This is a genomic window from Rhizobium sp. L51/94, from assembly GCF_019355555.1.
Taxonomy (GTDB): Bacteria; Pseudomonadota; Alphaproteobacteria; order Rhizobiales; family Rhizobiaceae; genus Rhizobium; species Rhizobium rhododendri.
The window spans coordinates 1,661,039-1,687,672 of sequence record NZ_CP072141.1 but is presented as its reverse complement, the minus strand read 5'-3'; the positions used below and the strand labels follow the sequence as shown (position 1 = coordinate 1,687,672).

The window sequence follows — 26,634 nt, the reverse complement described above, 5'->3', positions numbered from 1 at the left end:
GTGGCTGGCGCAGTTGCGCCGCCTTCAGCTGGTCGGCGCGCTGCTGGTGGGCGATCTCGGATCGGCGCTTGGCTTCGCGCGCCTGGATCAGCTTTTGCTCCAGGTAGGCCCGGCGCTCGGCGATCTGCCGGGCTTCCCGCAGTTCCGCTTCGGCACGTTCGGCGTCGGCATGGACGTCCCGCTGGAAATCCGTTTCGCCGTTGGAAAAGTTGGTTTTGGAAAAACGCATAAGACCTGCAATCCAGTCATTGATTGGCCGATAGCTACCCCAATCGAATAGGCCAGGGACGGTTAATAAGTTCCTTCCGAATTGGCGGCAGTTTGAAGGGCTGGATGCAAAAACGCATGTTTTGCGGGCTTTTTGGCTGGCTTGGACAGATAAATATTTTAGCCTCCACCGACGCGAAGCCGGGCGCCGTCGACTGCGGCACGCGCAGTCGACGCGGGCGTTCCGTTGCGATCAGGAGGTCGAAAGCTGGGCGATGGAGAGCAGCGTATCGGCGCTGATGCCGATAGACTTCGAGGACCCCTGGAGGATCGAAAGTGCCGACGAGGAGGTGCTGCCGGCGTTGTTCTGCAGATCGTATTCGACCGAGAAGCGCTCCAGCAGCTTGTTAAGTTTCGTCGGATCGCGAAGATCGTCAACGTTGACGAATTTCTTCAGCAGCGCCGCCTGATCGTCGACGTTCATCGACGAAATCGCGCTCGGCAGGCTGAAAGTGGTGGTGATGACCGAATAGAGTGCCGTGTCGGACATGATGTCGTAGACGGAATTGATATTCGGTGCCTGGCGTTGGAAATAGAGAGCAAGGCGCGTGCCGGGGTTGTTGTCGCCTTCCTGCGATTCGAGGGTCTGGTGCAGGTAGAGTTCGTTGGTGGCGTCGAGCGCGCCCTTGTTCTGGGCGCTGCCAAGCTTGGTATCGACCATGGTGCCGTTGGTGCCGAAATTGAAAGCTTCGACGATGTCCTTGAACTGGGCACCGGCGGTGGTGTTGAGGAAGCTTTTCGAATTGTCGGGGTCCGACGCAAAGGCCTTTTTCAGCGTGTCTGTTGTCACCTTCTTCGGATCGATACCGCTGGCCTTGAGGATGAAGTCGGTCAACTTCGGGTCGGCCAGAAGGTCTGAAACGCTCGTCACCTTGGCGATGTTGGTGGTAAAGTAGGTGGCATCCTTCTTGACGGTGGCCGTTGCCGCCGTCAGTGCCGAACCCGTCAATCCGCGTCGCGTCTCGGTTGAATATTCGGAGATGTAGCTGTTGACCTGAGTCGTCGAGAGCGCCGTCACCTGCGGCTTGATCGTGCCGGCGCTGTCGAAATTGAAAGCCTTGGCGAGCTTGACGAAGCGATCGTCCTTCAGCGTGTTGACATAGCTTTTCGGATCATAGGGATCGCTCTCCATGATCTTCTTCATCTGCGCCTTGGATATCTCGTTTTCGCCGATCCCGTAGGAGCGCAGCGCCATCTGGTAGAGTTCAGGCAGATTATCGTTGGCTGTGCTGGAGTCAGCCGTCGCATTGCTGGCGAAGAACTCGTTGATATTCTTGACCTTGGCGATACGCGTCTCGTAGTTCGCCACGGCATCCGCCTCGGCGGTGGTCTGCTCCGACTGGTAGTTGGCTGAAAATGCCGTGGTCGCTGCAGCCAGTTGCGTGGAGGTTTGCGCCACGGTGCCGGAGGCCACCGTCCCGTCGGACTGGAAGTTGAACTGGGCGACCACGCCCGAAAAGCCGACGAGCTTGGCGTAGGTGGGGTCTTCCACCGATGTCTCGAGGTCGTATTTGAGCGTGTTGTCCGACGCCTGCGCATCCAGCGACTGCAGGTTGTAGGCGATCTTGACGTAGTCGAACAGGCGCGTATCCGAGGTCAGGTCTTCGACTGACGTCACCGAGCCGATATGCGCCTTGTAGTAGGCAGCGTCGTCAGCTGCGGCGACGGAGGTGACGAATGACGGGACGGTGGTGTTGTAGGCCTCCATGACGGCAGCCTTCTGGCTGAACGTCTGTATCTGGCTGGTATAGTTGGCGGCGTAGTTTGTCGATGTGGTACTGATCTGGTCGGCGGTCTGGGCAGACGCGCCCGTTGCGACAGTGCCGTCGCTGCCGAAATTGAACTCTGTGAGCACGCTGGTCAGTCCGTTATCCGAAGCGGTTGCGGGGTCCTTCACGGAGGCCACGAACTTCGCGCCCGTAAGGGACGGGTCGATGCCGTAGGCGGTCTTGACGTAGTCGAACAGGCGTGGATCGGACACCAGCTGGTCCACCGATGTAATCGTGCCAATATTGGCCTCGTAGTAGCTCTTGTCCGCATCCGGCGTGGTGGTGGCGATCGATCCGTCGGCATTGAAGCTGAATTGCGCCGCCATCGCCTTGTCGGCGGCGCTGCCGTTGACGTTGACGAAGCTGTTCGGATCCGACACGTCGCTGGTCAGCATCGACTTCAGGAAGCTGTTCGAAATATTGGTCGGGTCGATGCCGTAGCCTTTCAGCACATAGTCCCTGAGATCGGTATCGCTGAGGAAGTCGTCGACATTCTTGACCGAGCCGATGGCCGCGTCATAGGCGTCGCTCGCAGTCTTTGCCGCCGTTTCTTCGTCCGTAAAGGATTGCTGGTAGAGGCCGATGGCGGCATCCGTCGTGTCGGACGAAGTCGATGTCGACGTCGAACCGAACATCGTCGTCAGGGTATCGCTCGACTGCGCCGTCGTCGCGGTAGAAGCGCCGAAATTGAATGCTGCGGCAATCGCCTTGTATTTCGGGTCGTTCAGGCGATTGGCAAAGCTGCTGCTATCGCTGAGGTCGCTGGTCAGTACCTGCTTCATGAACGCCTTGGCGTAGGTGAAGTCCTCCAGCCCGTACGACTTCATCGCGTAGCTGTAGAGCTGGTAGTTGTCCATCAGGTCGTCGACGGTTTTCACCTTGCCGATATTGGCATTGTAGTAATCGACCTCCCGCTTCGTCGTCGGCTGGGAGGCAACGCGCGCAAGGGTCGACGTCATGTTCTTTGTATCGAGCGTGTAGCTCAGATAGGTCGATGTCATCTACGCGCACCTTGAAGTCTACACTCGAGACCGTTTTCGAATCTTCCCGATTATCGACCTCAAACCTTACCCGGGACTTTACATCGGCCGCCACGACGCTGCGCCGGAGTGGGACGACGCGCATCGGCACATATTCATATTATGGAAACCCTGGCGGGTTCGTTTTTGCTAACCATTTGACGACGCAAACTTTTCTTAACCGCAATTTTTAAGCTGTCTGGAAGGGGGCGCGCCTAGTCTCGGGTCATCGAGAGGGCGAAAGTTCTCCGTCAAGAAGACCGGAAAACCGGCTCTCATGATAAGACAAGGGTAGAAAACGATGACCAATACCGTCCTTAAGCCTGTCTGGGCCGGAACGACACTGCGGCTCGATCCAAACCGCTTTCCGCAGCATGTCAGCTATGCCATGCGCGGTGCTACCGGCGACGTGACGATCACCATCGACTCCCGCGGCGCCGTGCTGCGCAAGGTGCTGCCATCGAGCGGTCTGCCGCTGTCGATCGCCCTGCCGAAGCGCGCCTTCAAGGGCGTTGCCGCCCGGGCCATCGACCATGGCGACGGCGAAGTGACCGTGACGCTCGAACTGCACCATGACGATCCGGATCTCTGCATCCCGCTGCTCGTCGCCCACGATCTCAGCGACATCGCTGCCGACTGGCGCACATGGTCCGAAGCCTTCAATATCCCGATGATGATGGTCGAAGCGGATGGCGTCGCTCGCCTGCTCGAAGATCATCTCGGCGGTGTGCGTACCAACGAAACGCAGCCGCGCCGCCGCCATTCGTTCTTTGCCGACAGACGCCCCCGCTTCCTGGTTCGTCGCATATCGGGCAAGATGGGCGTCACGCTCAAGATCGCCGGTCGCGAGATCATCGCCCGCGACTGAGGATCAAATACCCCTCCCCCGAAACCCGGCGCCTGCGCCGGGTTTTGCGTTTCAGCCGGGAGCGGAAAGCGCCATGGACAACAGCAGGCCGGCAAAGATGATGGCACCGACCCTGCCGTTCGAGCGGAACAGGATCAGGCACTGCGGCGCGTCTTCGATATCGAGGACGACGATCTGGTAGGCGAACATGCCGCCAGCGATGACAAGGCCAAGAAATGCGATGGGACCTGCGCCGGCCAGCGCGAAGGCAAGGAACATCAGCACTAGCGCCGCGCCATAGAGGCTTACGAGCCATATCTTCGTCTTTTCGCCGAACAGTCGCGCCGTCGAACGGACGCCGATCAGTTCGTCGTCCTCCTTGTCCTGATGGGCATAGATGGTGTCGTAGCCAATGGTCCAGAGAATGGCGGCGATGTAGAGCAGGATCGGCGGCAGCGACAGGCTACCGAAGATGCCGGCCCAGCCCATCAGCGCACCCCAGGAAAAGGCAAGCCCGAGGAAGAACTGCGGCCAGTCGGTAAAGCGCTTGGCAAAGGGGTACACCGCCACCAGTCCCAGCGACAGCAAGCCGAGGCCCACACAGAACCAGTTGAACTGCAGGAGAACGAACAGTCCGACGAGAGCCTGCAATGCAATGAATATCTTTGCCTGCTTGCGGCTGACACGGCCTGACGGCAAAGGCCGCGAGCGGGTGCGCGCCACGGAAGCATCGATATCGTGATCGATGAGATCGTTGAACGTACAGCCGGCACCGCGCATCGCCACCGCGCCGATGAAATAGAGGATGAGATGGTAGAACAGCAGCGGACCGACGAACTCGCCCAGCGTCAAGGCGGCATTGGCGGCCAAGGTCACCGACCAGAAGCACGGCCATAGCAGCAGCTGCCAGCCGATCGGCCGGTCCCAGCGTGCCAGCTGGGCATAGGGCCACAGCCACGGCGGCAAGGCCTTGTAGACGAAATTATCGGATGGCGCATCGGCGACTCGGTCGCGGAAATCGTGGCTGTTGCTCATGCGGAATGTCTAGAACATTTCAGCGTTTCACGGAAATGCGAAAATGTTGGACCTATCTGCTCTCACGCACTTCCAGACGCAAAACCGCCAAGCACTTTTGCCGAACTGTTCCGACGGGCGCCTTATCAGTTCAGCGTGAAGCCGAAGCGGTAGGTGGCGGACAGGCCGATGACGAGCTGGTTTTTGTCGCCGCGTTCACGCACCAGGCTGCTGTCGGCTGCAGGACCCTTCAGCCGCTGGTATTCCACGAAGGAGCTGGTGCTCAAATTCTTGGTTGCCTGCCAGGTCAGCGCACCGCCGACACCGACGGATTTCAGGCCGCCGCCGGGATTGTAGCGATCGAGCCCGCTGGCCGCCGATTCCTTGCCGTCGACACCGTAATAGGTATCGAAATAGTTCGCCGTCGCGAAGGTTGCCCTCGGTCCACCGGAGAGCCGCAGATCAGGGGCGATGTCGGTGAAAGCATCAACCGCCACATCGGCAACGATGCCGTTATGGGCGCGGATACCCTGGCGCACTTCGGCACGGGCGCGGATCCAATCGGTCGGGTAGACCTCGACGAAGCCACCGGCCTCTGCGCCCCATTTGACATCCTTCAGCCCGCGCAGTTCACGCCCGTCGCTCGAATCCCGGCTCGGCACAAACTTGCCGACGATGCCGGCCCGAAATGTCCCGGTATCGAGCAATGCAAAAGCCGGATTGTCGTTGCGCGAGGTAAATCGCGGCGCAGGTCCTTGCTTGCCGAAGGAGATCAGCGGCGAAAACTGTAACTTGTAGTGCTTGGCGCCCTCGAATTTGGGACCGACGAAGCCGGCAGCGCCGACGCTGACATACCAATCGCCGGACCACCAGGCACGACCGTCGCCAGCCGTGGCGGCCCCTGCCATTGTCGCAAAAAATCCAAACGAAATCAGCAGACTCGAGGTCTTGGCCATGGGAAATCCTACTACGCAATACAAAGGCAAGAGCCCGGAATGCCTAAACTTATCCGGATCGCATTACCACTTGCTTAACCAAGCGCCGAAGCTGTCCGCCCGCAGATCGTCATGGCAAAGACGCGAGGATCAGAACACAATCTTCTCCAGCGGTGCACGGCGGGCTTCGAATTCCTTGAGCTTGGCTTCGTTTTCGGCAATGTAGTTCCGGTTGTTGGGAACCGCGAACTGGTCCTTGGCGATCTGGATCTGGAAGATAAAGAGCTGCTCCCAGCGGAAGGCCATCTCCGAGCCTGCCAGGTAGAACTCCCACATCCGGAAGAATTTCTCGTCATAGAGGGCGACGGCTTCCTCCTTGCGGGCGATGAAACGTTCTCGCCAGTGACGCAGCGTATAGGCGTAATGCATCGGCAGGATTTCGATGTCCTTGACCAGCAGGTTGGCCTTTTCCAGAGCTGGCGTCGTCTCGGCCAGAGACGGGATATAGCCGCCGGGAAAGATGTATCTCTCGATGAAGGCGTTGGTAGAGAAGCTTGGCCTCGGGCGACCGATGGAATGGAGCACCATCACCCCATCATCGGCGAGCAACTCCGAGACCTTGCTGAAGAACTTGCGATAATTGCCGATGCCGACATGCTCGAACATGCCCACCGAGACGATGCGGTCGAACTTGCGTCCGCTGAGGTAGCGATAATCCTGCAGTTCGAAACGCACCCGGTCAGAAAGGCCGCGCTTTGCAGCGCGCGCGCGCGACACCTTAAGCTGCTCCTGGCTGAGCGTGATGCCGGTGAAATCGACATTCTCCGTCGATTCCGCCAGGTACATCCCCATTCCACCCCAGCCGGAGCCAATCTCGAGCACGGACTGACCGGGCTCGAGCCGCAGCTTGGCAGCGATATGGCGCTTCTTGGCGAGCTGGGCTTCGTCGAGACCGATGCCCGGCGGCTCGAAATAGGCGCAGGAATACTGCCAGTCCTCGTCGAGGAAGAGGTCGAAAAGCTTGGCCGAGAGATCGTAGTGGTGGGCGACATTGTGCTTGCTGCGGTTGACCGGCAGGCGGCTCTTCAGCTGCTGCCAGGCAATGCGGCCGATCAGCTTCATGGCGATCTTGAAATCGAACAACTCGTCCGTGGTGTTGAGCTTCACCAGCGACAGGAAATCATAGATGTCGCCCTGTTCGAGGATGAACCGGCCTTCCATGAACATTTCGCCCAGCTTCAGCGTCGGATCTGTGGCGATGGCGTCTTCCGCCTCGCGGTCGGCGGTGCGCACCGCAACGGTCTGGCCGGTGCCATCGCCGAGCAGATGCGTCTCGCCGTTGGAGAGCGTGATCTGAAGGGAGCCTTTGCGGATAATTTTGGTGACAAGAGCAAGCAGTGACGACGCCATGACGCCTCTCAATCATATGACAGACAATCAGGAAACATTATCCCCTCAAGATAGTCTGGCAAGCTTACGAACGGCGGTACAGGCACTCCGGCACGAACATTGCCGGAGTGTGACATTCTTGCAAATATATAAGCTAAGTGACTATTTTCGCTTGAGCGCATCGGCGAGCGCCGCGCCGAAGCTGCCCTGCGTCTGCGGTGCCGGGCGACTGACCTGCTGCTTTGCCGGCATCACCCGTGTTTCGGGACCGCTTCGGTTCTCGCGGGCCGGTGGCGCGGCGTCATCGCCGGCGTCCTTGCGCATGCTGAGGGCGATCCGCTTGCGCTTGGCATCGATGTCGACGACGCGGACTTTCACGACGTCGCCGGCCTTCACCACCTCATGAGGATCCTTCACGAAACGGTCCGCCAGCTGCGAGACGTGAACCAGACCGTCCTGGTGTACGCCGATATCGACGAAGGCGCCGAAGGCCGCGACATTGGTAACTGTGCCCTCCAGCATCATGCCTGGCTTTAGGTCGCTGATTTCGTTGACACCCTCGGCAAAGGTCGCCGTCTTGAAGCTCGGGCGCGGGTCACGGCCGGGTTTTTCGAGCTCGGCCAAGATATCGCGCACGGTCGGCAGGCCGAAGCGTTCATCGACGAAGGCGCGTGGATCGACCGCCTTCAGCGCGGCGCTATCGCCCATCAGCGTGCGCAGGTCGCGACCGCAGGCGGCGACAATCTTCTTGGCGACACCATAGGCTTCCGGATGCACCGAGGAGGCGTCGAGCGGCTCCTTGCCGCCGGTGATGCGCAGGAAGCCGGCGCATTGCTCGAAGGCCCGGGGCCCAAGCCGCGCGACCTTCAGGAGATCGCGCCGGGTTTCGAAACGTCCGGCCTCGTCGCGGTGGCGGACGATGGATTCGGCAATCGCCGCACCAAGGCCTGAAACGCGGGCAAGCAGCGGCGCCGAGGCCGTGTTGAGATCGACACCGACGGCATTCACCGCATCCTCGACGACGGCATCCAGCGAGCGCGACAGCTTCTGCTGGTCGACATCGTGCTGGTACTGGCCGACGCCGATCGATTTCGGCTCGATCTTGACCAGTTCGGCCAGCGGATCCTGCAGCCGCCGGGCAATCGATACTGCGCCGCGCAACGTCACGTCGAGATTGGGGAACTCCAGGGCTGCCGCTTCCGATGCCGAATAGATCGAGGCGCCCGCTTCGGAAACGATGACCTTGGTAGGCTTTGTGCCAGGCAATTCGACTAGCATGTCGCTCACCAGCTTTTCGGTTTCCCGGCTGCCGGTGCCGTTGCCGATCGAGATCAGTTCGACCTTGTGCTTGACGATGAGGGCCGCAAGCGTCGCCTGGGTGCCGCGCACATCGTTGCGTGGTTGGAAAGGATAGACCGTGGCTGTCTCGAGCAGCTTTCCGGTGGCATCGACGACGGCAACCTTGACGCCCGTGCGGATGCCGGGGTCGAGACCCATGGTGGCGCGCGCGCCGGCGGGTGCTGCGAGCAGCAGGTCCTTTAGATTGCGCGCAAATACGTGGATGGCCTCCTGCTCGGCTCGTTCACGCAGCTCGCGCATCAGGTCGAGCGACAGCGACATCGACAGTTTGACGCGCCATGTCCAGCTGGCGACCTCCATCAGCCAGCGATCGCCGGGCTTCTGGGCGCCGATCTCGTAGGCCGTGGCGATCATCCGCTCGACAGGCCTGAAGGGTGACGCGAGATCGGCGTCGATCTCGATCGTCAGCGTCAGCATCTCCTCGTTCCAGCCGCGCAGCATGGCGAGAGCCCGATGGCCGGGAGCCGTTGCCCAGCGCTCGGTGTGATCGAAATAGTCGGAGAACTTCGCGCCGGCCTCCTGCTTGCCATCGACGACCTTGGCGCGCAGCTGGGCATTCTGACGCATATGGGCGCGCAAGGTCTTCAGGAGATCGGCATTTTCGGCGATGCCCTCGGCAATGATGTCGCGGGCACCCTCGAGCGCCATCTTCACATCGGTCACCTCGTTGGCGACATAGCCCTCGGCAAGCTGCGCGGGTTCACGGCTGCGATCTTTCAGGATTGCCTCCGCCAATGGCCCTAGACCGCGCTCGCGGGCGATCTCGGCGCGGGTCCGGCGCTTCTGCTTGAACGGCAGGTAGAGATCCTCGAGCTCGGCCTTCGTGGTGACGCCGGCGATCTTGCGCTGCAGGTCGTCGGTCATCTTGCCCTGGCCGGTGATGCTGTCGCTGATCGAGCCGCGGCGCGCTTCGAGCTCGCGCAGGTAGACCAGCCGCTCGGCCAGCGTCCGCAACTGCCCGTCATCCAGCCCGCCGGTCACTTCCTTGCGGTAGCGGGCAATGAACGGCACCGTCGAGCCCTCGTCGAGAAGGCCGACCGCCGAAACCACCTGCTCAGGCCGAGCATTGATCTCGGCGGAAATGATTGCTGCGATGGAGCGGATATCTGCGGCCATGGGGATCTCTGCGTTGCTTCTGATTGGCGCGACCATAGTCCGAGAAAGCGGCAAGGCAATGATCTCAGTCAGCGCTTCCGGTGGACTCCACAGGAATTGCCGCTTGACCTTTGCGGCAGGGCTGCTTAACCGCCAAGTTCTGGCAACAAAGGGGCAGGCGATGAAAGTTCTGTTGATCGGATCGGGCGGACGCGAGCATGCGCTGGCCTGGAAGCTGGCGCAATCGCCGCTGCTGACCAAGCTTTACGCCGCTCCCGGCAATCCCGGCATCGCCGAGCATGCCACGCTCGTTGCCGTCGATACGGAAGACAACGACGCCGTTGCTGCGTTCTGCCTGTCGGAAGCCATCGATTTTGTCGTCGTCGGCCCTGAGGCGCCGCTGGTCGCCGGTCTTGCCGACCGCTTGCGCGAGGCCGGTATCGCCGTCTTCGGCCCCTCTGCCGCCGCCGCCCAGCTCGAGGGTTCCAAGGGTTTCACCAAGGACATCTGCGCCCGCTACAACATTCCGACAGGCGCCTATCAGCGCTTCGACGATGCCGGCAAGGCGAAGGCCTATATTCTCGCCGAGGGCGCGCCCATCGTTGTCAAGGCCGATGGCCTTGCTGCCGGCAAGGGCGTCACCGTGGCGATGACGCTGGACGAGGCGATTGCGGCCGTTGACGACTGTTTCGACGGCGCCTTCGGGTCGGCGGGTGCGGAAGTCGTCGTCGAAGCCTTTCTCGATGGCGAGGAAGCAAGCTTCTTCTGCCTCTGCGACGGAACTCACGCTTTGGCGCTGGCCACCGCCCAGGACCACAAGCGCGTCGGCGACGGCGACACCGGCCCGAACACGGGCGGCATGGGCGCCTACTCGCCCGCCGCAGTGATGACGCCCGAGCTGATCGAGCGGACGATGAAGGAGATCATCGAGCCGACGATGCGTGGAATGGCGACAAGCGGTATGCCGTTTTCCGGCGTATTCTTTGCCGGTCTGATGATCACCGCAAAGGGGCCGGAACTGATCGAGTACAATGTCCGCTTCGGCGATCCGGAATGCCAGGTGCTGATGATGCGGCTGAAAAGCGATCTTCTGCCGCTGCTGCTCGCTTGCGCCAACGGCACGCTCGACAAGGCGACCGCCGAATGGAGCGACGATGCGGCGTTGACCGTCGTCATGGCCTCGAAGGGCTATCCGGGCGCCTATGAGAAGAACTCCGTCATCGCGGCCCTGCCCGCAGACAGCGACGGTGCGAAAGTGTTTCATGCCGGGACAGCTTTGAAGGACGGTGCGCTGGTCGCGACCGGAGGCCGGGTGCTGGGAGTGACGGCAACGGGCAGCAGCGTCGGCGAGGCCCAGAAGCGCGCCTATTCGCTTGCAGAGCAGGTGGTCTGGGACAGCGGCTTCAGCCGCGCCGATATCGGCTGGCGGGCAATCGAGCGCGAAAAGGCCTGACTGGACGGCTCTTTCCTGCCCCAAATCCGCGTTTCCGATAAAGTTTTACCGATTCCCCTGACCGGATGGAAACAAAGGCGCGCTAATCTCCTCGCAGTATCCGATGGAGAGTTTCATGCGTCCCACGATCCTGAGTGCAGCATTCGTTTTGATCGGCAGTTCTGCCATGCTGATCGGCAGCTCCGCGATGGCGTCGTCGTTCCTGACGCTCGACGGCGCGACCCGCACCAGCGGCGACAGCATCCAGGCGAAGGTCTGCGTCGATTGCGCGCCGATCAAGCAGGAGGTCGCCAAGAAAAGCTATGTGGTTCCCGAACTCCCCGTGGGGACGCAGACGACCGTGGTGCGCCAGATCAACGGCGAGCAAAAGGTCGTCCGCACCGAAGCCTGGCTGGGCGGATCGCCGGTCGTATTCATCAGTAAGGCGTCGCCGGAAGCACTGGCCGCAGCCGGGGTATCGCCTGACGGCATCGATCGCAGTGCGATGACGGCAGCGATCGCCGCAGCCACGCCACCGGCCAAGCCTCTCGACACCTCGGATTTCCAGTTGCGCCTTCAGTAGCCCGCTCATTCCCCTCCCCATCGAACTCCAGTCGATAGGGGTGCGCCGCAAGGCAGACAGATGCGTCCCTGAAGAGAAGCAGGGGCGCATTTTTGTGTTCGCAGATGCTGGAGAGAATTGCTGCTGGTCACTCCATATTCGTGCAGTATTCCCGGCGGGAAAACGGTCATATGCGCGGTTGGGGTGACAATCGCCGGGATTAAAGCCGATAAAAGCCCTAAATATTGACAGCTTTAAAGCATTGTTAGGTGAACGCGATGCAACTTCGCCGTACCGGAAGCAGCATGTGACTTCAGCAGCAACAGATGCGCCATGATCGACGGCGCAGGATCAAGCGGTAGGATACCGCACCGGGATAATCGAACCTATTCCGTTGCGAGGCCTGATGAAGAACCTGCGAATTTCGACCCAGCTGATGATGCTGGTTACCGGCCTGATGATCGCCTTTGCTGGCGTCACCTACTATCAAATCCAGAGTTCCGCGGCAGCCATCTACCACGAGCGCTATGCACTGCTGCGCACGCAGGTCGAGTCCGGGCTGTCCATTCTCCAGCAATATTACGATCGCGAAAAAGCCGGTACTCTGACGCACGAGCAGGCGCAGACGCAGGCATTCGACGAGCTCTCCCATATCCGTTTCGAACCGGATGGGTACCTCTTTGGCTATGACGACGACGTCGTCCTGAAAATCCACTACGATCCTTCCAAGGTCGGGCTGAGCAACAAGGGCAAGCCGGATCCGAAAGGCAACATGTACCGCGACGAACTCGTCAAGGTCGGAAAGGCCGGCGGTGGCGTCGTCGATTTCTACGGGCCCAAGCCACAACAGCCTGCCGATGCGTTCTTCCGCAAGAGCGCCTATGCCAAGGTGTTCACGCCGTGGCACATCACGCTTGCGACCGGCGTCTACATGGACGACCTGGAAGCACAGGTACGGGCGACGATCTGGCAAACGCTGCTGGTCGGCCTCGTCGTCTTCGTGATCGCCATCGCAGCGGCACTTTATGTGATCCGCAGCATCTCCGGGCCACTGGCCGATGTACGCGGCGCACTGAATGCCGTCGCGGACGAAGACGTTACCCTTACGATCCCGCACACCGGCCTGCACAACGAAGTCGGCATGATGGCGAAGGCGACACAATCGCTGCAGCAGAAGATCCGCGAGCGGCATGCACTGGCCGAACTTCAGGAAGCCCAGGAACGACAGATCAGTGCCGAGCGTCAGGAGAACGTTCGCCATCAGCAGGACCAGGCCGACTTGCAGGCACGCGTCGTTGCGACCATCGGCGAATCGCTCGAACAACTGGCGAAGGGCGACCTGACCATCCGCTGCGGCGACCTCGGCACCAGCTATGCCGGACTGCGCAACAACTTCAACGAAGCCCTGTCGCATCTGGAGGCGGCAATGAGCCGCGTCAACTCCAAGGGCAACGACATCGGCGTCTCGAAGGAAGAGATCCGCCGCGCCTCCAACGAACTGTCGCAGCGCACCGAACGCCAGGCCGCCAGCCTCGAGGAAACATCGGCGGCTCTCGATGAGCTCACCGTTGCCGTCCGCCAGACAGCGGAAGGCGCCCATGAGGCCAGCAAGCGCGTCGACACCATCAGCGTCGAGGCCTCGCGCAGCGATGGCGTCGTGGCACAGGCGATCGGCGCCATGAGCGGCATCGAACAGTCGTCCACGGAGATCGGCAAGATCATCGGCGTCATCGACGAGATCGCCTTCCAGACGAACCTGCTGGCGCTCAATGCCGGTGTTGAGGCTGCACGCGCCGGTGAAGCCGGCAAGGGCTTTGCCGTGGTCGCCCAGGAGGTCCGCGAACTGGCGCAACGCTCAGCAGCGGCCGCCAAGGAAATCAAGGAGCAGATCGCCCGGTCCTCGACGCAGGTCGAGCACGGCGTGCGCCTGGTCGGCGACGCCGGCGAGGCGCTGAAGCGCATCTCCGGCCAGATCAAGGCGGCCAACGAGATCGTCTCGAAGATCGCCCACAGCGCCTCCGAACAGGATACGACGCTGCGCTCCATTTCAACGGCCATGAACCAGCTCGACGCCGCCACCCAGCAGAACGCAGCCATGGCGGAAGAAACCACGGCTTCGGCCGAAACGCTGGCCAGCGACACCGAGGAGCTGCTCGACCTGATCCGCGGCTTCCGCATCTCCGATGGCCGCCCCACCATGCAGCAGGCCCGCCGCGCTGCCTGATGCCCGGAAAAATCGACGATCTTTCCACAACCGCCGGAGCGATCCGGCGGTTTTTGCCTGCGGTGGACCTGTCGCGCACATCACGTTATCGGCAGTTGACTTGGCAGCACCGCCGCCGCGATATGGGGTTATCGGATGCGACAGCCGCAGATGAGCGAAAGGTAGCGACATGAGCAGTGCATGGCCTGAAATCACCCTGGTGCGGCACGGCGAGACGGCGTGGAGCCTTTCCGGACAGCATACGGGCCGGTCCGACATTCCGCTGACCGCAGCAGGCGAAGCAGCGGCCGTGAAACTGGCCGACCGGCTGCAGGGCCAGCATTTCGACGCCGTCTGGTCGAGCCCGTCCATGCGCGCATCGAACACCTGCGCCCTCGCCGGTTTTGGTGACCGGCGGGAGATCAAGGCGGACCTGGCGGAATGGGACTACGGTGCCTATGAAGGGGTGACGACGAAGGACATCCTGAAGACAAGTCCGGACTGGCATCTGTTTCGCGATGGCGCCCCTGAGGGCGAAGCTGCCGCCGATGTCGGTGCGCGGGCAGACAGCATCATTGCCGCATTGCGGGCGCGAAACGACCGCGTGCTGATCTTTTCCAGCGCCCATTTCCTGCGTGTGCTCAGCGCCCGCTGGATCGGCCTGCCGCCAGAAGGCGGCGCGCTGCTGGTTCTCGACACGGCGAGCATCAGCGTGCTCGGATACGAGCACGACCTCGGGGAGCCAGTCATCCGCCGCTGGAACCAGACGCAAATTTTTATGTACTGATCGGCGGCTCACCGGGGCCGCCGATAGTTAATCTAGCCGGATATCTTTGAGAAATCGGCAACCGTGCCAGTGGCTTCGCGGATCAGGCGAAGCAGCGCCAGGCGGTTGCCACGCACGGCAACGTCCTCGTCGTTGACCAGGACATCCGTGAAGAACCGGTCGACGGGCAGGCGCAGCGTCGACAATGCCGTCATCGCCGAGCGGAAGTCCTCCGTGGCGATAGCGGAAGACGCCTCCCCGGAGGCCTTGGCGACGGCCGAAAACAGATCCTTCTCGGCATCGAGCGTCAACAAAGCCGGGGTCACGGCATCGGCGACGACGGTACCCTTCTTCTCCTCGGCCGCTAGCAGCTGAGTTGCGCGCTTGGTGCCGGCAAGCAGGTTCTTGCCGTCTTCCGAGGTGATAAAGAAGGTCAGGGCCTCGACGCGGCGGGCCACCATCAGCAGGTCGTCCGTCTCCGGCGTCAGCACCGCATCGATCAGGTCGTAGCGGGCGCCCTGATCGCGCAGGTAGACTTTCAGCCGGTCATGGAAGAACGACAGCAGGTCGCGCTCGCGCGCCAGCATCTGCTCGCCGTTCGCATGGCCGAACTTCATCAGTCCGTCCGGATGCTCCTGCATCTGCTGGCGGAGGCCGGCCATTTCGACGGATTCGTCGACTATCGCCATATGGTCGCTGAGATAGCGCATGATCGGCAGGCGGATGCGCTGTTCGAGCACGATACGCACGACGCCGAGCGCTGCGCGACGGAGGGCGTAGGGATCCTTGGAGCCAGTCGGCTTCTCGTCGATCGCCCAGAACCCGACGAGCGTGTCGAGCTTGTCGGCTAGCGCCACGGTCAGTCCGACCTTGTCATGCGGCAACCGGTCAGACGGGCCGTTCGGCTTCCAGTGATCTTCGATGGCAGCAGCGACAGACGGGTCCTCGCCCTGGAGAGCCGCATATTTCCGGCCCATCAGCCCCTGCAACTCCGGGAATTCGCCAACGGCTTCAGTGCGCAGGTCGGCCTTCGCCAGCACGACGGCGCGGTCTACGAGGCCTGCATCGGCACCGGTCACCGCTGCCAGTGCTGCAGCGAGCTTGCGGATGCGCGCAACGCGCTCGCCCTGGCTACCGAGCTTGGCGTGGAAGGTGACGTTGAGGGCATCGAGCTTGGCCATGCGCTGGTCGAGCGGCTTGCCAAGGTCCAGGTTGAATTTTGCGGCCGACGCCTGCAGCGTGTCGAGGTCGGGAAGATCGCCCTGGTCGCGCTTCCAGAAGTGCAGCGCGTCGGATAGCCGGGCGCGCACGACCTTGCCGTTGCCGTGGATGATTTCCGCGCCACTGTCACTGGCCTCGATATTGGCGATCAGCACGAACTTGTTGGAAAGCGTCTCGCTGCCGTGGGGACGGGTGACGAAGCACTTCTGGTTGGTTTTGATCGTCAGGCGGATGATTTCGGAGGGGATCGTCAGGTAATCCGCCTCGAACTCGCCCATCAGCACCTGCGGCCATTCGACGAGGCCGGAAACCTCCTCGAGCAGGGCTGGATCGTCGACCAGTTCCAGTCCGCTGGCAAAGGCCAGGTTTGCTGCATCGGCAGCGATGATTTCCTTGCGGCGCTCGGCGTCGAGGATGACCTTGGCTCTCTCCAGGCCGGCAACATAGTCGTCGAAGCGCTTGACGGTGATCGCTGCGGGCGCGTGGAAACGGTGGCCATAGGTGACGTCGGAGGCGACGATACCGTCGATCTCGAAGGGAATGACGACAGTGCCTTCGTGCTCGGTACCGAAGGTGCAGACAATCGACTGCAGCGGGCGGACCCAGCGCAGCGAGCCCGGCTTTGCGGAAGCGGCACCCCAGCGCATCGTGTTCGACCACGGAAAGCTGCGGATGATGCCGGGCATGACATCGGCAATGATCTCCTCGGCAGCGCGACCGGGTTTGGCGATGATGGCGACGTAGAACTCGCCCTTCTTGGGATCGCTCTGGATCTGCGCCTCGTCGATGGACGACAGCCCTGCGGCGCGCAGAAAACCTTCGATCGCCTGGGCGTTGGCATCGCGACGGGGGCCCTTGCGCTCCTCGCGGACATCGGCGGAACGCGCGGTCAGTCCGCGAATATCGAGTGTCAGGCGCCGGGGAGTCCAGTATTCCCGCGCACCCTCGTAGGACAGGCCCGCATCGACCAGGGCGTCGGTGACAAGCTTCTTCAGGTCTCCCGCGGCCTTGCGCTGCATGCGGGCTGGAATTTCCTCGGAGCGAAGTTCAAGCAGGAGATCGGGCATGTCAATATTCCTCACCCTCCCCGAGAGGTGGAGGGTCGGCACTCAGTGCCGGGGTGGGGTGAAAACGGTCGGCTTCTGCTAGCAAAATTTGTCGCTGCTGCACAATGGCAAATATGGTGTCGAGGACCGCGTCAAGCTCGGAGAGGACATCGGCATTCCAAAATCGGATAACTTGATAACCTTGGCTTTCGAGGAAACTCGTCCGTTCGAGATCGTAGCGCCCGGCGGCGGCTTCAGCATGCTGGCTGCCGTCCAGCTCGATGATCAGACCGATCTGATGACAGGCAAAATCCGCAAAGTACTTACCGATAGGGACCTGCCGTCTGACATGCGTACCCTCAATGGGGATGCGCCAGAGATGGCGCCATAACTTTACCTCCGCATCCGTGGCATCAGCGCGGAGCCGACGGCTGTTGGCCACCTTAAAACGGCTCAGCTGTGAAGGCTTTTTTGGCATGCTTGGCTCCCTTTGACGCGCTGCACGGCGAGCTTGCAAATGGCACACCCTCCCCTTGAGGGGGAGGGTCGGCGCGAAGCGACGGGGCGGGGTGATCCGCCTCACAAACGGGTATGGCCCCTGGTTTCAACAACCATCACCCCCACCCGCGGCTTCGCCGCGACCTCCCCCCTCAAGGGGGAGGTAAATACTGCCACTTACCGCGCGCCCTCAACTCACCAGCCGCCGCCGCCTCCACCGCCGCCGCCACCTCCGGATGAGCTGCCACCGCCGCTGCTGGAGAAGGCGCTGTCGGAGGTGGAGACGGGAGCCGGGATCGTCGAGGCTATGGTCGAGGCCATCGATGAGGAGAAGCCGCCGATGCGGTCCGAGAAACTGTCGGCACCGAAGCTGCCGCCGTACCAGCCTGGCGCGTAAGCAACGCCGCCGATGGCGGCTGCGGCAAACCAGCTCTCGAAGCTTTTAGTCCAGGGCTTTTCGACGCCGAGCGCCACCGCATAGGGGAGCAGCGTTTCGAAATGCTTCGGCGACATGGTCGGAGCGCCCTGCATGTTCATCCGGTCCTTTTCGGCGAGCGTCAGGTACTGCCGGAGCCCGGCGATGCCATCCATCACCCTGGCGCCGAGGGCAGTCGGCGCGCCCATCAGGAAGAAGAAGACGCAATTGGCAGCGAAGATGCCGATGATCGCGACCGTCAGCGGCAGGTCGCCGACGATGGCGGGCGACGAGGTCTGCGCAGCGAAGAGGATGGCGACGACAGAGACGGCGACAAAGGCGATGAAGGCAAAGACCAGTACCGCGAAGACCTTGCGCACCGTGCCTGCATTGGGACGGAACGACCTTCCAATGAAGGCGGCGACCGCGACGCCGAAAACCGACAGCATGCCGGGCACGATGATCAGCGGCATTGCATTTTCGTGCAGCCGGCCGAAAACGACGATGCAGACGAACACCACCAGCGACAGCACGATGCCACCGAACGTGTAGAGCGCGTTGCTCTTGTAGTAAGCGTCGCGATGTTCCTTCTCGATCGCGTCGCGGAACGCCTCGCCGGTTGCCTGAACCTTTTCGCCGTGGGCCTTGTCGATGACCAGCGCGTCGTCCTTGCCGCCAATCGCGTTCAGCAACGTCTGCTCGCCGGCATCGAGCTTGCCGGCTGCAGTTTTGGCCGTGCGGCGGATGACGATGCTGCTGTCAAGATCTTCCAGCACGACGTAGCCGTTGACGGCGAGATTGAGCGCGGCGGAGGACAGTGCGGTCCAGCCGCCGGAGGAAAAGCCGCGATTGTCTATATAGTTGACCAAGGCTGGCGAGGTTCCTTCAGGCGCATCCCAGCGGGGTACGACGACACCGCGGTCGGGGTCGCGGCCAACCTTGACCCAGCTGCGTCCATAGTACGCCAGCACCAGCAACAGGCCGATACCGGCGATGATGAGGTCGCTGTTGTCGCGCAGGAACCAGGCGCGCTGCTGGTCGACGCTCGGAGCATCGACGGCGCCCTTTGCCAGCTTGATGGCGATCGTCAGGCCTTCCTTTGGGGCCAACGGCCGGGTGGTCTCGAAAACGACATCGCTGCCGTCCTCGCTGACCCGGGCATTCCTGCCCTTTGATCCAAGCGGCCCGGTGGCAAAATCGAGACCCTGCGGCCTGACACCTTCGGGCAGCATGACCGTTGCCGACGCCTGTTGGATCGGGAACACCCATCCGGTACCGGTGACGTTCCAGTACAGCTCGTCGTAGTCGTCGAAATAGCGGGTCTGGCGGTTGGTCTTGTAGGTGAGCTGAAATTCATGGCGTCCGGGGCTGAGGGTGACGTCGGCAGACCCGATATAAATGCGGATGCCGCCTTCGATACTCTCGCTGCGCCATTGCTCAGGGCTGCCATCGCGGCTAACCGATTGAACCGTAAGATCGACGGTCGCTGTCCTGCCGTACGCATCCTGGAACGTCAGCGGGAAATCGCGGAAAATGCCATGGCGGATATCGCGACCCTCGGCATTGACGCCGATTGTCTCGGTCACCTGCATCGAGGCGTCCTTGTCGAGGATGATGGCCTGCTGGAAGGCGGTGATGACCTCCTGCGCCGATGCAGCCCCGGTAACGAGCAGCCCAAGACACAGCAGACAAAGACGTGCGGCAATCCGTATCACGATGCGTTCCCCCGAACCCAGTGTAGCGCGCGCCGCGAAACGGTTTCGCTAGCTGGCGTCGTCCGTATAAGTCACCCCCAGCGATGCCAGCACCTGCCAGTAATCAGGGAATGTCTTGGCAACGCAATCGGGATCCAGAATGGTAATCCCGTCGATAACAAGACCAGCCAGCGCAAAGCTCATCGCAATGCGGTGATCGGCAAAGGTATCGATTTCCGCTTCCAGACGCTGTCCGGCGAGGCTCGGATCGGCAGCAACGATCAGGTCGTCGCCCTCCTCCGTCGCCAGCCCTTCGCGGATGGCGTTCAGGCCGGTCGACAGGGCGCGGATACGGTCGCATTCCTTGACGCGCAGGTTGGCGATACCGACGAACCGGACCGGAGTTTCGTTGAACGCGGCCAGCACGGCGATGGTCGGGATGGCGTCCTGCATTTGCGATCCGTCGATGACACCAGGCATATGCGGAAAGGCCGAAATCACCGCATGGGCCTTGGCATCCGGCTGGGTAAATGCGTCTGCCGGCGTGCCGATGTCGATGGCCCCGCCGCTGAGCACTTCGGCACCCCAGAGATAGGTGGCCGCCGATGCATCTGGCTCGATGTGGAAATCGGTTGCCGTGTAGCCGGTCGGTTGAATGGTCCAGGAGACGCCGTCGCGCTGCTCTACCTTCGCTCCGTAAGCCTGCATGACATCCAGGGTCAGGTCCACATAGCCGCGCGCGCCGATGTCTGCACCTGCAAGGGTTACGGTGACGGGCTGGTTTGCGCCCGGCGATGCCAGAGGTGCAGCCATCAACAATGCCGAGACATATTGGCTGGAAAGGCCGGCATCGACTTCCACCCGGCCAGAGCCGAAATGGCCGTTGCCACGCACTGTCACAGGCGGGCATCCGGTCGGGGCTTCAACATCGATGCCGAGCGATTTCAATGCTGTGACCAGCGGTCCTATAGGCCGTTTACGCATATGCTGGTCGCCATCGACGACCACGGTTCCAGCAACGCTTGCCACAGCCGCCGTCAGGAAGCGCGTCGCAGTGCCGGCATTTCCAAGAAACAAGGGCTTTTCGGGCGCAGACCACACACCCGTGCCGGTGACGATGAAAGTCGTGCTATCCGGTTCCTCGACGCTGACGCCCATGGCGCGCAGCGCATCGGCCATGTATCGGGTATCATCGCTTTTCAACGCGCCGGTCAGCCGGCTGGTGCCCTTGGCGAGGCCGGCCAACAGCAGCGCACGATTGGTAATGGACTTCGATCCGGGCGGCATGGCGCGACCGGTGAGCGGCTTGCCCGGCGGAATAATCGTGAGTTTTGCTCTGCCCATCGTCAATCTCTTCCATCTGCCAACGAAACGGTAACCCGGCAACAGGTTCTATCGCCTCCATATCCGTCGCAAAACCATTCCGAAAGGGGAAAGATCTAGAATTTCACGGATGGAACGGCGCGATCGGCTTCATTGGTGACCTCGAAATAGGGACGCTTGGCAAAACCGAACGGGCCGGCAACGAGATTGTTCGGAAAGCTCTCGACCTTGACGTTCAGATCGCGGGCAGCGCCGTTGTAATAGCGCCGCGCCATCTGCAACTCGCTCTCCATCGTTTCCAGCGAGGCCTGCAGCTCGGAGAAATTCTGGTTGGCCTTGAGGTCCGGATAGGCTTCGGCCAGCGCCATGACCCGGCCGAGAGCTTGCCCGAGCAGCCCTTCGGCGACACCGCGAGCGGCGACATCGCCTGATGGCACGGCCTGCGCCTGGTTACGCAGGGAGACCACCTCCTCCAGCGTCGATTTTTCGTGGGTGGCATAGCCCTTCACGGTTTCGATCAGGTTGGGGATCAGGTCGGCGCGGCGCTTCAGCTGCACGTCGATGCCGGACCAGGCTTCTTCGGCCACCTGCCGGGCACGCACCAGACCGTTGTAGACAAAGATCACATAGATCGCGGCCAGCACAGCCACGCCCAGAATAATGTACATCGTCAAGCCCCCAGAACGACAGAGAAGTGCGCCGGACCCTATGCGTTCCCGGCGCCGATGTCATGCGTCATTTCAGGGTCGATCTACGAGCGGTTCAGGCCGCCTGCATGACGTTGGCCCCGCCAGCATCGGTCAGCAGGAAGGCCTCGCCGCAAGCCTTGGCGAGCGTTCTCACACGCAGGATGTAGCTCTGGCGCTCGGTGACCGAGATCACGCCGCGCGCATCGAGCAGATTGAAGACGTGGCTGGCCTTGATGCACTGGTCATAGGCCGGGAAGACGCATTTGTGCAGGACCCGTTTGTCGCCCTCGCCCGGCGCGCCTGATGCCAGAAGCGCCAGGCACTCCTTCTCTGCGTCGATGAAGTGGCGATGCAGCATCTCGGTGTTGGCGAACTCGAAATTGTGGCGCGAATACTCCTGCTCCGCCTGCAGGAAGACGTCTCCATAGGAGATCTTCTCGTCGCCCTCGCGGCCGTTGAAATTGAGGTCGTAGACGTTATCGACGCCCTGCACATACATGGCCAGCCGCTCGAGACCGTAGGTCAGTTCGCCGGCGACGGGTGCGCATTCGATGCCGCAAATCTGCTGGAAGTACGTGAACTGCGAGACTTCCATGCCATCGCACCAGCACTCCCAGCCGAGACCCCAGGCGCCCAGCGTCGGGCTTTCCCAATCGTCCTCGACGAAGCGGATGTCGTGCAGCAGCGGATCGAGACCGATGGCGGCCAGCGAGCCGAGATACAATTCCTGCAGGTTCGGCGGGTTCGGCTTGAGGATCACCTGATACTGGTAATAGTGCTGCAGGCGATTGGGGTTTTCGCCGTATCGGCCATCGGACGGGCGGCGCGACGGCTGCACATAGGCTGCCTTCCAAGGCTTCGGACCGAGCGCGCGCAACGTCGTCGCGGGATGGAAGGTACCGGCGCCGACTTCCATGTCATAGGGCTGCAGGACCGCACAACCCTTATCCGCCCAATAGGCATGCAACGTCAGGATCAGCGCCTGGAACGAGCGCTTCGGGTTCATGTGATCGGGAATGGCTGCAGCCGTCATGATGGGGATCCGAATTGCGGTAAGAAGCGCGACTGGTGCCATGGGAGGGGACAGGGGTCAAGATAACAAGTATAGAGAAACACCGGCTTCATCGGAGAAGGACAATGAACGTCAAGACAGAGATTACCCTTACCGAAGACTATTTGCGCTATGCGGAACGACTGGTCGAGGAGGGTATCTATCCGTCGATCTCGAGCGTGGTGGAAGCTGGCATTGCCCGGATGATGCTTCAAAATGAAACTTCCGCCGAAGATCCTGTGGGACTGACAGATGAAATCCGGCGACGGATGGCCTTGCCTGTCGGTGACTGGTTACCGTGGGACGGCGCTGACATGGCCGAGCGCGTGAAGAAAAAGCTGAGCGCGCAACACAACATGTAAGGCCATCCATGCGCTATACGATCCGTAGGCACCCGGCGGTCGAAGACGATCTTTTTGAGACCGTTTCGATGATTTCGGACTATGCCGGCATTGCAGTCGGACTGGCAAAGACAGATGAAATCGTGAATTTCATTGCGTCGCTCGCAGACTTTCCGAAAATCGGCACCGTGCGTGACGAAATCTATACCGGGTTACGCGCTATACCGGCCTCTGAAAAAGCAGTTGTTTGTTTCACCGTCGACGACCCAACACGCACTATCCTAATAGTCTGCATCAGCTATGCAGGAGCCGATTGGGTTTCGCGGGTCCGGCATCGGCGCTAGCGATGCACTCGCGGTGCAGCTAGCCTGGTCAATCATTTGGCACTGCACGCATTTCGCAGGTTTGATCCGGAACTAGCATCCCGCGACCCGCTATTCCTCGTCCCTCTTCAGCCGGTATTCGCCCGTCAACGGATCCTTGACGAGCGTGCCCATGGCGCCGGTGCTGCGCTCGCGCTCCTGGCGCTGCGACTGCTGTTGCAGCCGCTGCGCCGCGTTGATGAAGCGCTTGTAGATCAGCCAGCAGACGCTGCCGATAACGATGATGAAAATGAGCTGCGCCATGCCGGGGCTGTTCCGTTGTTATAATCCGTATCGGCCCCATAGTGCCTTTTCTTCTGCGGCTTCCGCAAGCCCGGATGCAAGACCTGCGGCAATGCTGTCAAGGCCGGGCAAGGCGATGCTTGGCGCCTTTCTTCCGAACAGGCCGCGCGACGACGAGACGAGCTCGATTTTCGTCTTTTCGCCATAGCGTTTCTTCAGCTCCTGGCGCATTTCGCCGAGGCCGTCGATGAGGCCGAGCTCCAGTCCCCTTGTTCCCGTCCAGAACAGGCCGGAGAAGATCGTATCATCGTCCGCCTTTATCAGGCCGGCGCGGCGCTCGCGGACCATGTCGATGAAAATCGTGTGGATCTCGAGCTGCAGGCTCTTGAGATAGTCGATGTCCTTCTCCTTTTCCGGCTGGAAAGGATCGAGGATCACCTTGTTGCTGCCGGCGGTGTAGACACGCCGCTCGACGCCGATCTTCTTCAACAGTTCGGGAAAACCGAAGCCGCCGGAGACAACGCCGATAGATCCGACGATCGATGTCGGGTCGGCGATGATCTCGTCGCCGGCGAGCGCAATCATGTAGCCGCCGGAAGCAGCCACATCCTCGACGAACACGAGCACCTTCTTCTTCTTCTCGACCGCGAGGTCGCGGATGCGATTGTAGACCATGCGCGACTGGACGGGCGAGCCACCCGGCGAGTTGATGACGATGGCAACCGCAGGTGATGCCTTCATCGAAAACGCCTTGTCGAGAGCGTGGCCGACACTGGCCAGATTGAGGGCTGGCCGGAAAGGGCTGCCACCTGCCATGATCGTGCCGCTGAGGCGAACAACGGGGATCACCGTCCCCTCCTTGCGAAATCGCTTCGGCAGCAGTCGTCTCAGCAGTCCAGCCATCGTCAAACCCTTGTTTTGGTCCCGTTCAAGTCACAAGCATGTATGAATTGAAACGGCAAACACAATGGCTGACGGGACGAAAGCGGGGGAAGAGCGCAGCGCGCCCTGATTTGCAGGGTGACTGGCTGCAGATTTGTGGCGTTCTGCGCAAGCGGTGGAGCAATCAGATTACGGAGCGGATCAAGGATGGCATTTGGAGCTGTCTGCACTCGTCTCGGGAGATCCGATCTGTCTGGCGCCTGTCGTCACGATGGCTGTAAAGTCGTTCTGCGCTGCATAGATAAGGCGCTCCAGATCGGCGTAGGCGGAAGGTTCGAGCTCTCTCGCCTTCAGGACAAGTTGACGTTGGACGACCAGGCAATCTTCCTGGCGTTGGTAGATCGCCTTGTAAGACCCAACTTCGTTGCTGATATCGACATCCCTGGGCGCAGTAGCAATCCTGAAAGAGGCGGGCATGGCGACGCTATAAGCCCAGTTGAGATCACGAACGGGCAACTCCATGGGCGTAAAACGCCTGCCCTTCCGGTCGAGAAACGATCGCAGCTCATCGATCGGATCGAACAGGGGCGGCGATGGCAACACGAACGCACCGCCCGCCGGGTCTATTCCATGGGGACTATGCCAGTCCATCGTCAGTTTGAAAGGATGATCCATGTCCTCCGGCCCGCTCGTCACAAGCCGGCCAAAGCCGCCTTCGGGCGTGTTTCGGAGCTTGCGGTCGATCCGGCGGTTGTTTTCATCGGGGTTTTGCAGGGCCGAGCGGAGCGACATTTCGATGCTTGGTGACATCGTCGCGGTCGCCTGGCCGAGGATGGTTCCGTCGTCGTTGATGCGTATGGAGCCTTTGGTGACGAATTGCTCGGTTTCAGGCGTCATCTCAGGCGTGCGACGAACCTCGGAATGCTCGCCAGCGACAATGGCGAGCTTGCCGCTCAGTCCCTGATCGAGGACACCAAACGGGGTGAAGGGGCTGGTCGGGTTGGCGAAGACATCGAAGTCGGGCAGATAAATTATCGCGTGATTGATCTCGTAGGGCGACCAGAGCGGAAGCGGTCTGGCCCGATTGCTCCAGTCGATGAGTGCCGGCTGGGAGCGGATGCCTTCTGCAGAAAGAAGGGCTTGCATCAACGTAACGTGGTCTTTGCAATCGCCATAACCGTTTTTCAAGATGGTCGCTGCGTCATGCGATTCGTAGCCGTCGTCATCGCTCATGTAAACGGCGAGATAGCGGATGTTCTTGGCGCACCAGTCATAGATGGCGCGTGCTGCGTCGAGCCCCCTGCGATCTCCGACGATACTCTTGGCGAGCGCGTCGATCTCTGCCGTGACAACCGGCTTGCCCTTGTTGACGCGGTAGTAGATGTCGCCGGCTTCGTTGTAACTGCGCAGCGAGGTGCCGAGAAACAGCGGCTCGAACTCCACGAGGGAGGCCATATGCTGCTCTTTGTCACCGGCCGAGACGTTCCGCAGGCTGGCGTCGGCGACGATATGACGAATGCCGTTCGCCGTCGTGTCGGAGACTGCGAAACCACCCTGGCTGGCGATGGTGAAGGGAAGTGTGGCAGGCATGTCGATGACCACCTGCTCGTTGGCGTCTCGAAACGGGTCGAGCCATGCCGCCGGGTTGAAGCCCATCAGGGACGGTTTGGAGACGACTTCCTCGATCTCGTAGTGAACATGGCTGCCGGTCGTCACCGCAGGCATGACAACCGTTGTCGTCAGCGAGGATACGAAGCCCGGCGCGTCGCGCGAGGCGGCACTTGGACGGGTGAATATGGCATCCGGTGCCGGTTCGTGACGAACGCCGTTGGGTCCATCGACCCACCCTTTTATAAAACGAAACGACGTTCTGGCAGGGTCATATGTCATTGCAAACTGCGACAGATCCTTGATCTGCGCTTGCTTTTGCACGAAGTCGTCGATGACCATCGTAAACTTGTATGTATAATCCGACGCGACTTTGTAATGAATGCTTTCAACCCTTTCAATGGGTTGGTCGGCATGACTTTCTCGGGCGAGGACTAGAATACTCGCTGCGCACAGAAGCGTTTGGACGGCAAGATTTGCCAAGGTGCATGAGCGCGACGACCGGGAAGGCAAATCGTTTTTCATTGCAATCACCTTCGTGGACGACGAGTGGGCAGGCGGCATGCCACAAGCATCACCCCGATATTAGGCGAAAATGAAATCA

Annotated in this window: 21 protein-coding genes; 7 read left to right on the top strand and 14 right to left on the bottom strand. The window is 61.2% G+C overall.

Annotated features, from left to right (window positions below):
* Positions 1 to 460 precede the first annotated feature (460 nt).
* Positions 461 to 3,037 carry a DUF1217 domain-containing protein gene (locus J5274_RS08195; protein WP_142829218.1) on the bottom strand — a complete coding sequence of 859 codons (2,577 nt, stop codon included), beginning with the start codon at positions 3,035 to 3,037 and terminating at the stop codon, positions 461 to 463.
* A gap of 319 nt (positions 3,038 to 3,356) precedes the next feature.
* Between J5274_RS08195 and J5274_RS08190 the strand changes: the two genes are divergently transcribed.
* Entirely contained in the window at positions 3,357 to 3,923 is a 567-nt protein-coding gene (locus J5274_RS08190; protein ID WP_111217689.1) for a DUF6101 family protein, read from the top strand.
* A 51-nt stretch (positions 3,924 to 3,974) separates the two neighbouring features.
* Here the strand turns inward: J5274_RS08190 and ubiA are convergent, their stop codons facing one another.
* From ubiA to J5274_RS08170, 4 genes are all read right to left on the bottom strand, one after another.
* Positions 3,975 to 4,937 (bottom strand): 4-hydroxybenzoate octaprenyltransferase, encoded by a 963-nt coding sequence (gene ubiA, locus J5274_RS08185; protein WP_142824159.1) that lies wholly within the window; start codon positions 4,935 to 4,937, stop codon positions 3,975 to 3,977.
* Between the two features lie 125 nt (positions 4,938 to 5,062).
* Complete coding sequence (locus tag J5274_RS08180) at positions 5,063 to 5,872, bottom strand: MipA/OmpV family protein (protein WP_142824158.1); 810 nt, start codon at positions 5,870 to 5,872, stop codon at positions 5,063 to 5,065.
* Between the two features lie 129 nt (positions 5,873 to 6,001).
* Positions 6,002 to 7,261 carry a cyclopropane-fatty-acyl-phospholipid synthase family protein gene (locus J5274_RS08175; RefSeq protein WP_142824157.1) on the bottom strand — a complete coding sequence of 420 codons (1,260 nt, stop codon included), beginning with the start codon at positions 7,259 to 7,261 and terminating at the stop codon, positions 6,002 to 6,004.
* A 141-nt stretch (positions 7,262 to 7,402) separates the two neighbouring features.
* A complete protein-coding gene (locus tag J5274_RS08170; protein ID WP_142824156.1) occupies positions 7,403 to 9,715 on the bottom strand; it encodes a Tex family protein in 2,313 nt (770 codons plus the stop codon).
* Positions 9,716 to 9,875: 160 nt separating this feature from the next.
* On the opposite strand from J5274_RS08170, the gene purD reads away from it, so the two are divergent.
* The 4 genes from purD (at position 9,876) to J5274_RS08150 (ending at position 14,678) form a co-directional block, all read left to right on the top strand.
* Positions 9,876 to 11,147, top strand: a complete 1,272-nt coding sequence (gene purD, locus J5274_RS08165) for a phosphoribosylamine--glycine ligase (RefSeq protein ID WP_142824467.1) — start codon at positions 9,876 to 9,878, stop codon at positions 11,145 to 11,147.
* Positions 11,148 to 11,262: 115 nt separating this feature from the next.
* Positions 11,263 to 11,709, top strand: coding sequence for a plant virulence effector HPE1-like domain-containing protein (locus J5274_RS08160; RefSeq protein WP_142824155.1), 447 nt, complete (start codon positions 11,263 to 11,265; stop codon positions 11,707 to 11,709).
* Positions 11,710 to 12,094: 385 nt separating this feature from the next.
* The gene (locus J5274_RS08155; protein WP_142824154.1) at positions 12,095 to 13,912 is read left to right on the top strand and encodes a methyl-accepting chemotaxis protein; all 1,818 of its coding nucleotides are present in this window, start codon (positions 12,095 to 12,097) and stop codon (positions 13,910 to 13,912) included.
* 169 nt (positions 13,913 to 14,081) lie between these two features.
* Entirely contained in the window at positions 14,082 to 14,678 is a 597-nt protein-coding gene (locus tag J5274_RS08150) for a histidine phosphatase family protein (RefSeq protein WP_142824153.1), read from the top strand.
* Between the two features lie 32 nt (positions 14,679 to 14,710).
* Here the strand turns inward: J5274_RS08150 and glyS are convergent, their stop codons facing one another.
* The 6 genes from glyS to J5274_RS08120 all read right to left on the bottom strand — a co-directional run bounded on the left by glyS (position 14,711) and on the right by J5274_RS08120 (position 22,576).
* Entirely contained in the window at positions 14,711 to 16,945 is a 2,235-nt protein-coding gene (glyS, locus tag J5274_RS08145) for a glycine--tRNA ligase subunit beta (RefSeq protein WP_142824152.1), read from the bottom strand.
* A 1-nt stretch (position 16,946) separates the two neighbouring features.
* Positions 16,947 to 17,402 carry an endonuclease domain-containing protein gene (locus tag J5274_RS08140; protein WP_142824151.1) on the bottom strand — a complete coding sequence of 152 codons (456 nt, stop codon included), beginning with the start codon at positions 17,400 to 17,402 and terminating at the stop codon, positions 16,947 to 16,949.
* A gap of 215 nt (positions 17,403 to 17,617) precedes the next feature.
* On the bottom strand, positions 17,618 to 19,552 hold the full coding sequence (locus tag J5274_RS08135; protein WP_224129853.1) for a DUF2207 domain-containing protein: 1,935 nt from the start codon (positions 19,550 to 19,552) through the stop codon (positions 17,618 to 17,620).
* A 48-nt stretch (positions 19,553 to 19,600) separates the two neighbouring features.
* The gene (locus J5274_RS08130) at positions 19,601 to 20,875 is read right to left on the bottom strand and encodes a 3-phosphoshikimate 1-carboxyvinyltransferase (protein WP_219274914.1); all 1,275 of its coding nucleotides are present in this window, start codon (positions 20,873 to 20,875) and stop codon (positions 19,601 to 19,603) included.
* A gap of 95 nt (positions 20,876 to 20,970) precedes the next feature.
* Positions 20,971 to 21,522 carry a LemA family protein gene (locus J5274_RS08125; protein ID WP_111217668.1) on the bottom strand — a complete coding sequence of 184 codons (552 nt, stop codon included), beginning with the start codon at positions 21,520 to 21,522 and terminating at the stop codon, positions 20,971 to 20,973.
* A 94-nt stretch (positions 21,523 to 21,616) separates the two neighbouring features.
* Positions 21,617 to 22,576, bottom strand: a complete 960-nt coding sequence (locus J5274_RS08120; RefSeq protein ID WP_142824149.1) for a glycine--tRNA ligase subunit alpha — start codon at positions 22,574 to 22,576, stop codon at positions 21,617 to 21,619.
* A 104-nt stretch (positions 22,577 to 22,680) separates the two neighbouring features.
* On the opposite strand from J5274_RS08120, the gene J5274_RS08115 reads away from it, so the two are divergent.
* Positions 22,681 to 22,956, top strand: a complete 276-nt coding sequence (locus J5274_RS08115) for a hypothetical protein (protein ID WP_142824148.1) — start codon at positions 22,681 to 22,683, stop codon at positions 22,954 to 22,956.
* An 8-nt stretch (positions 22,957 to 22,964) separates the two neighbouring features.
* Complete coding sequence (locus J5274_RS08110; protein ID WP_219274913.1) at positions 22,965 to 23,279, top strand: type II toxin-antitoxin system RelE/ParE family toxin; 315 nt, start codon at positions 22,965 to 22,967, stop codon at positions 23,277 to 23,279.
* A gap of 90 nt (positions 23,280 to 23,369) precedes the next feature.
* Here the strand turns inward: J5274_RS08110 and J5274_RS08105 are convergent, their stop codons facing one another.
* From J5274_RS08105 to J5274_RS08095, 3 genes are all read right to left on the bottom strand, one after another.
* Positions 23,370 to 23,561, bottom strand: a complete 192-nt coding sequence (locus tag J5274_RS08105) for a hypothetical protein (protein WP_142824147.1) — start codon at positions 23,559 to 23,561, stop codon at positions 23,370 to 23,372.
* 18 nt (positions 23,562 to 23,579) lie between these two features.
* The gene (locus J5274_RS08100) at positions 23,580 to 24,443 is read right to left on the bottom strand and encodes a S49 family peptidase (RefSeq protein WP_142824146.1); all 864 of its coding nucleotides are present in this window, start codon (positions 24,441 to 24,443) and stop codon (positions 23,580 to 23,582) included.
* 180 nt (positions 24,444 to 24,623) lie between these two features.
* The gene (locus J5274_RS08095) at positions 24,624 to 26,372 is read right to left on the bottom strand and encodes a DUF3857 domain-containing protein (RefSeq protein ID WP_161990940.1); all 1,749 of its coding nucleotides are present in this window, start codon (positions 26,370 to 26,372) and stop codon (positions 24,624 to 24,626) included.
* Positions 26,373 to 26,634 lie beyond the last annotated feature (262 nt).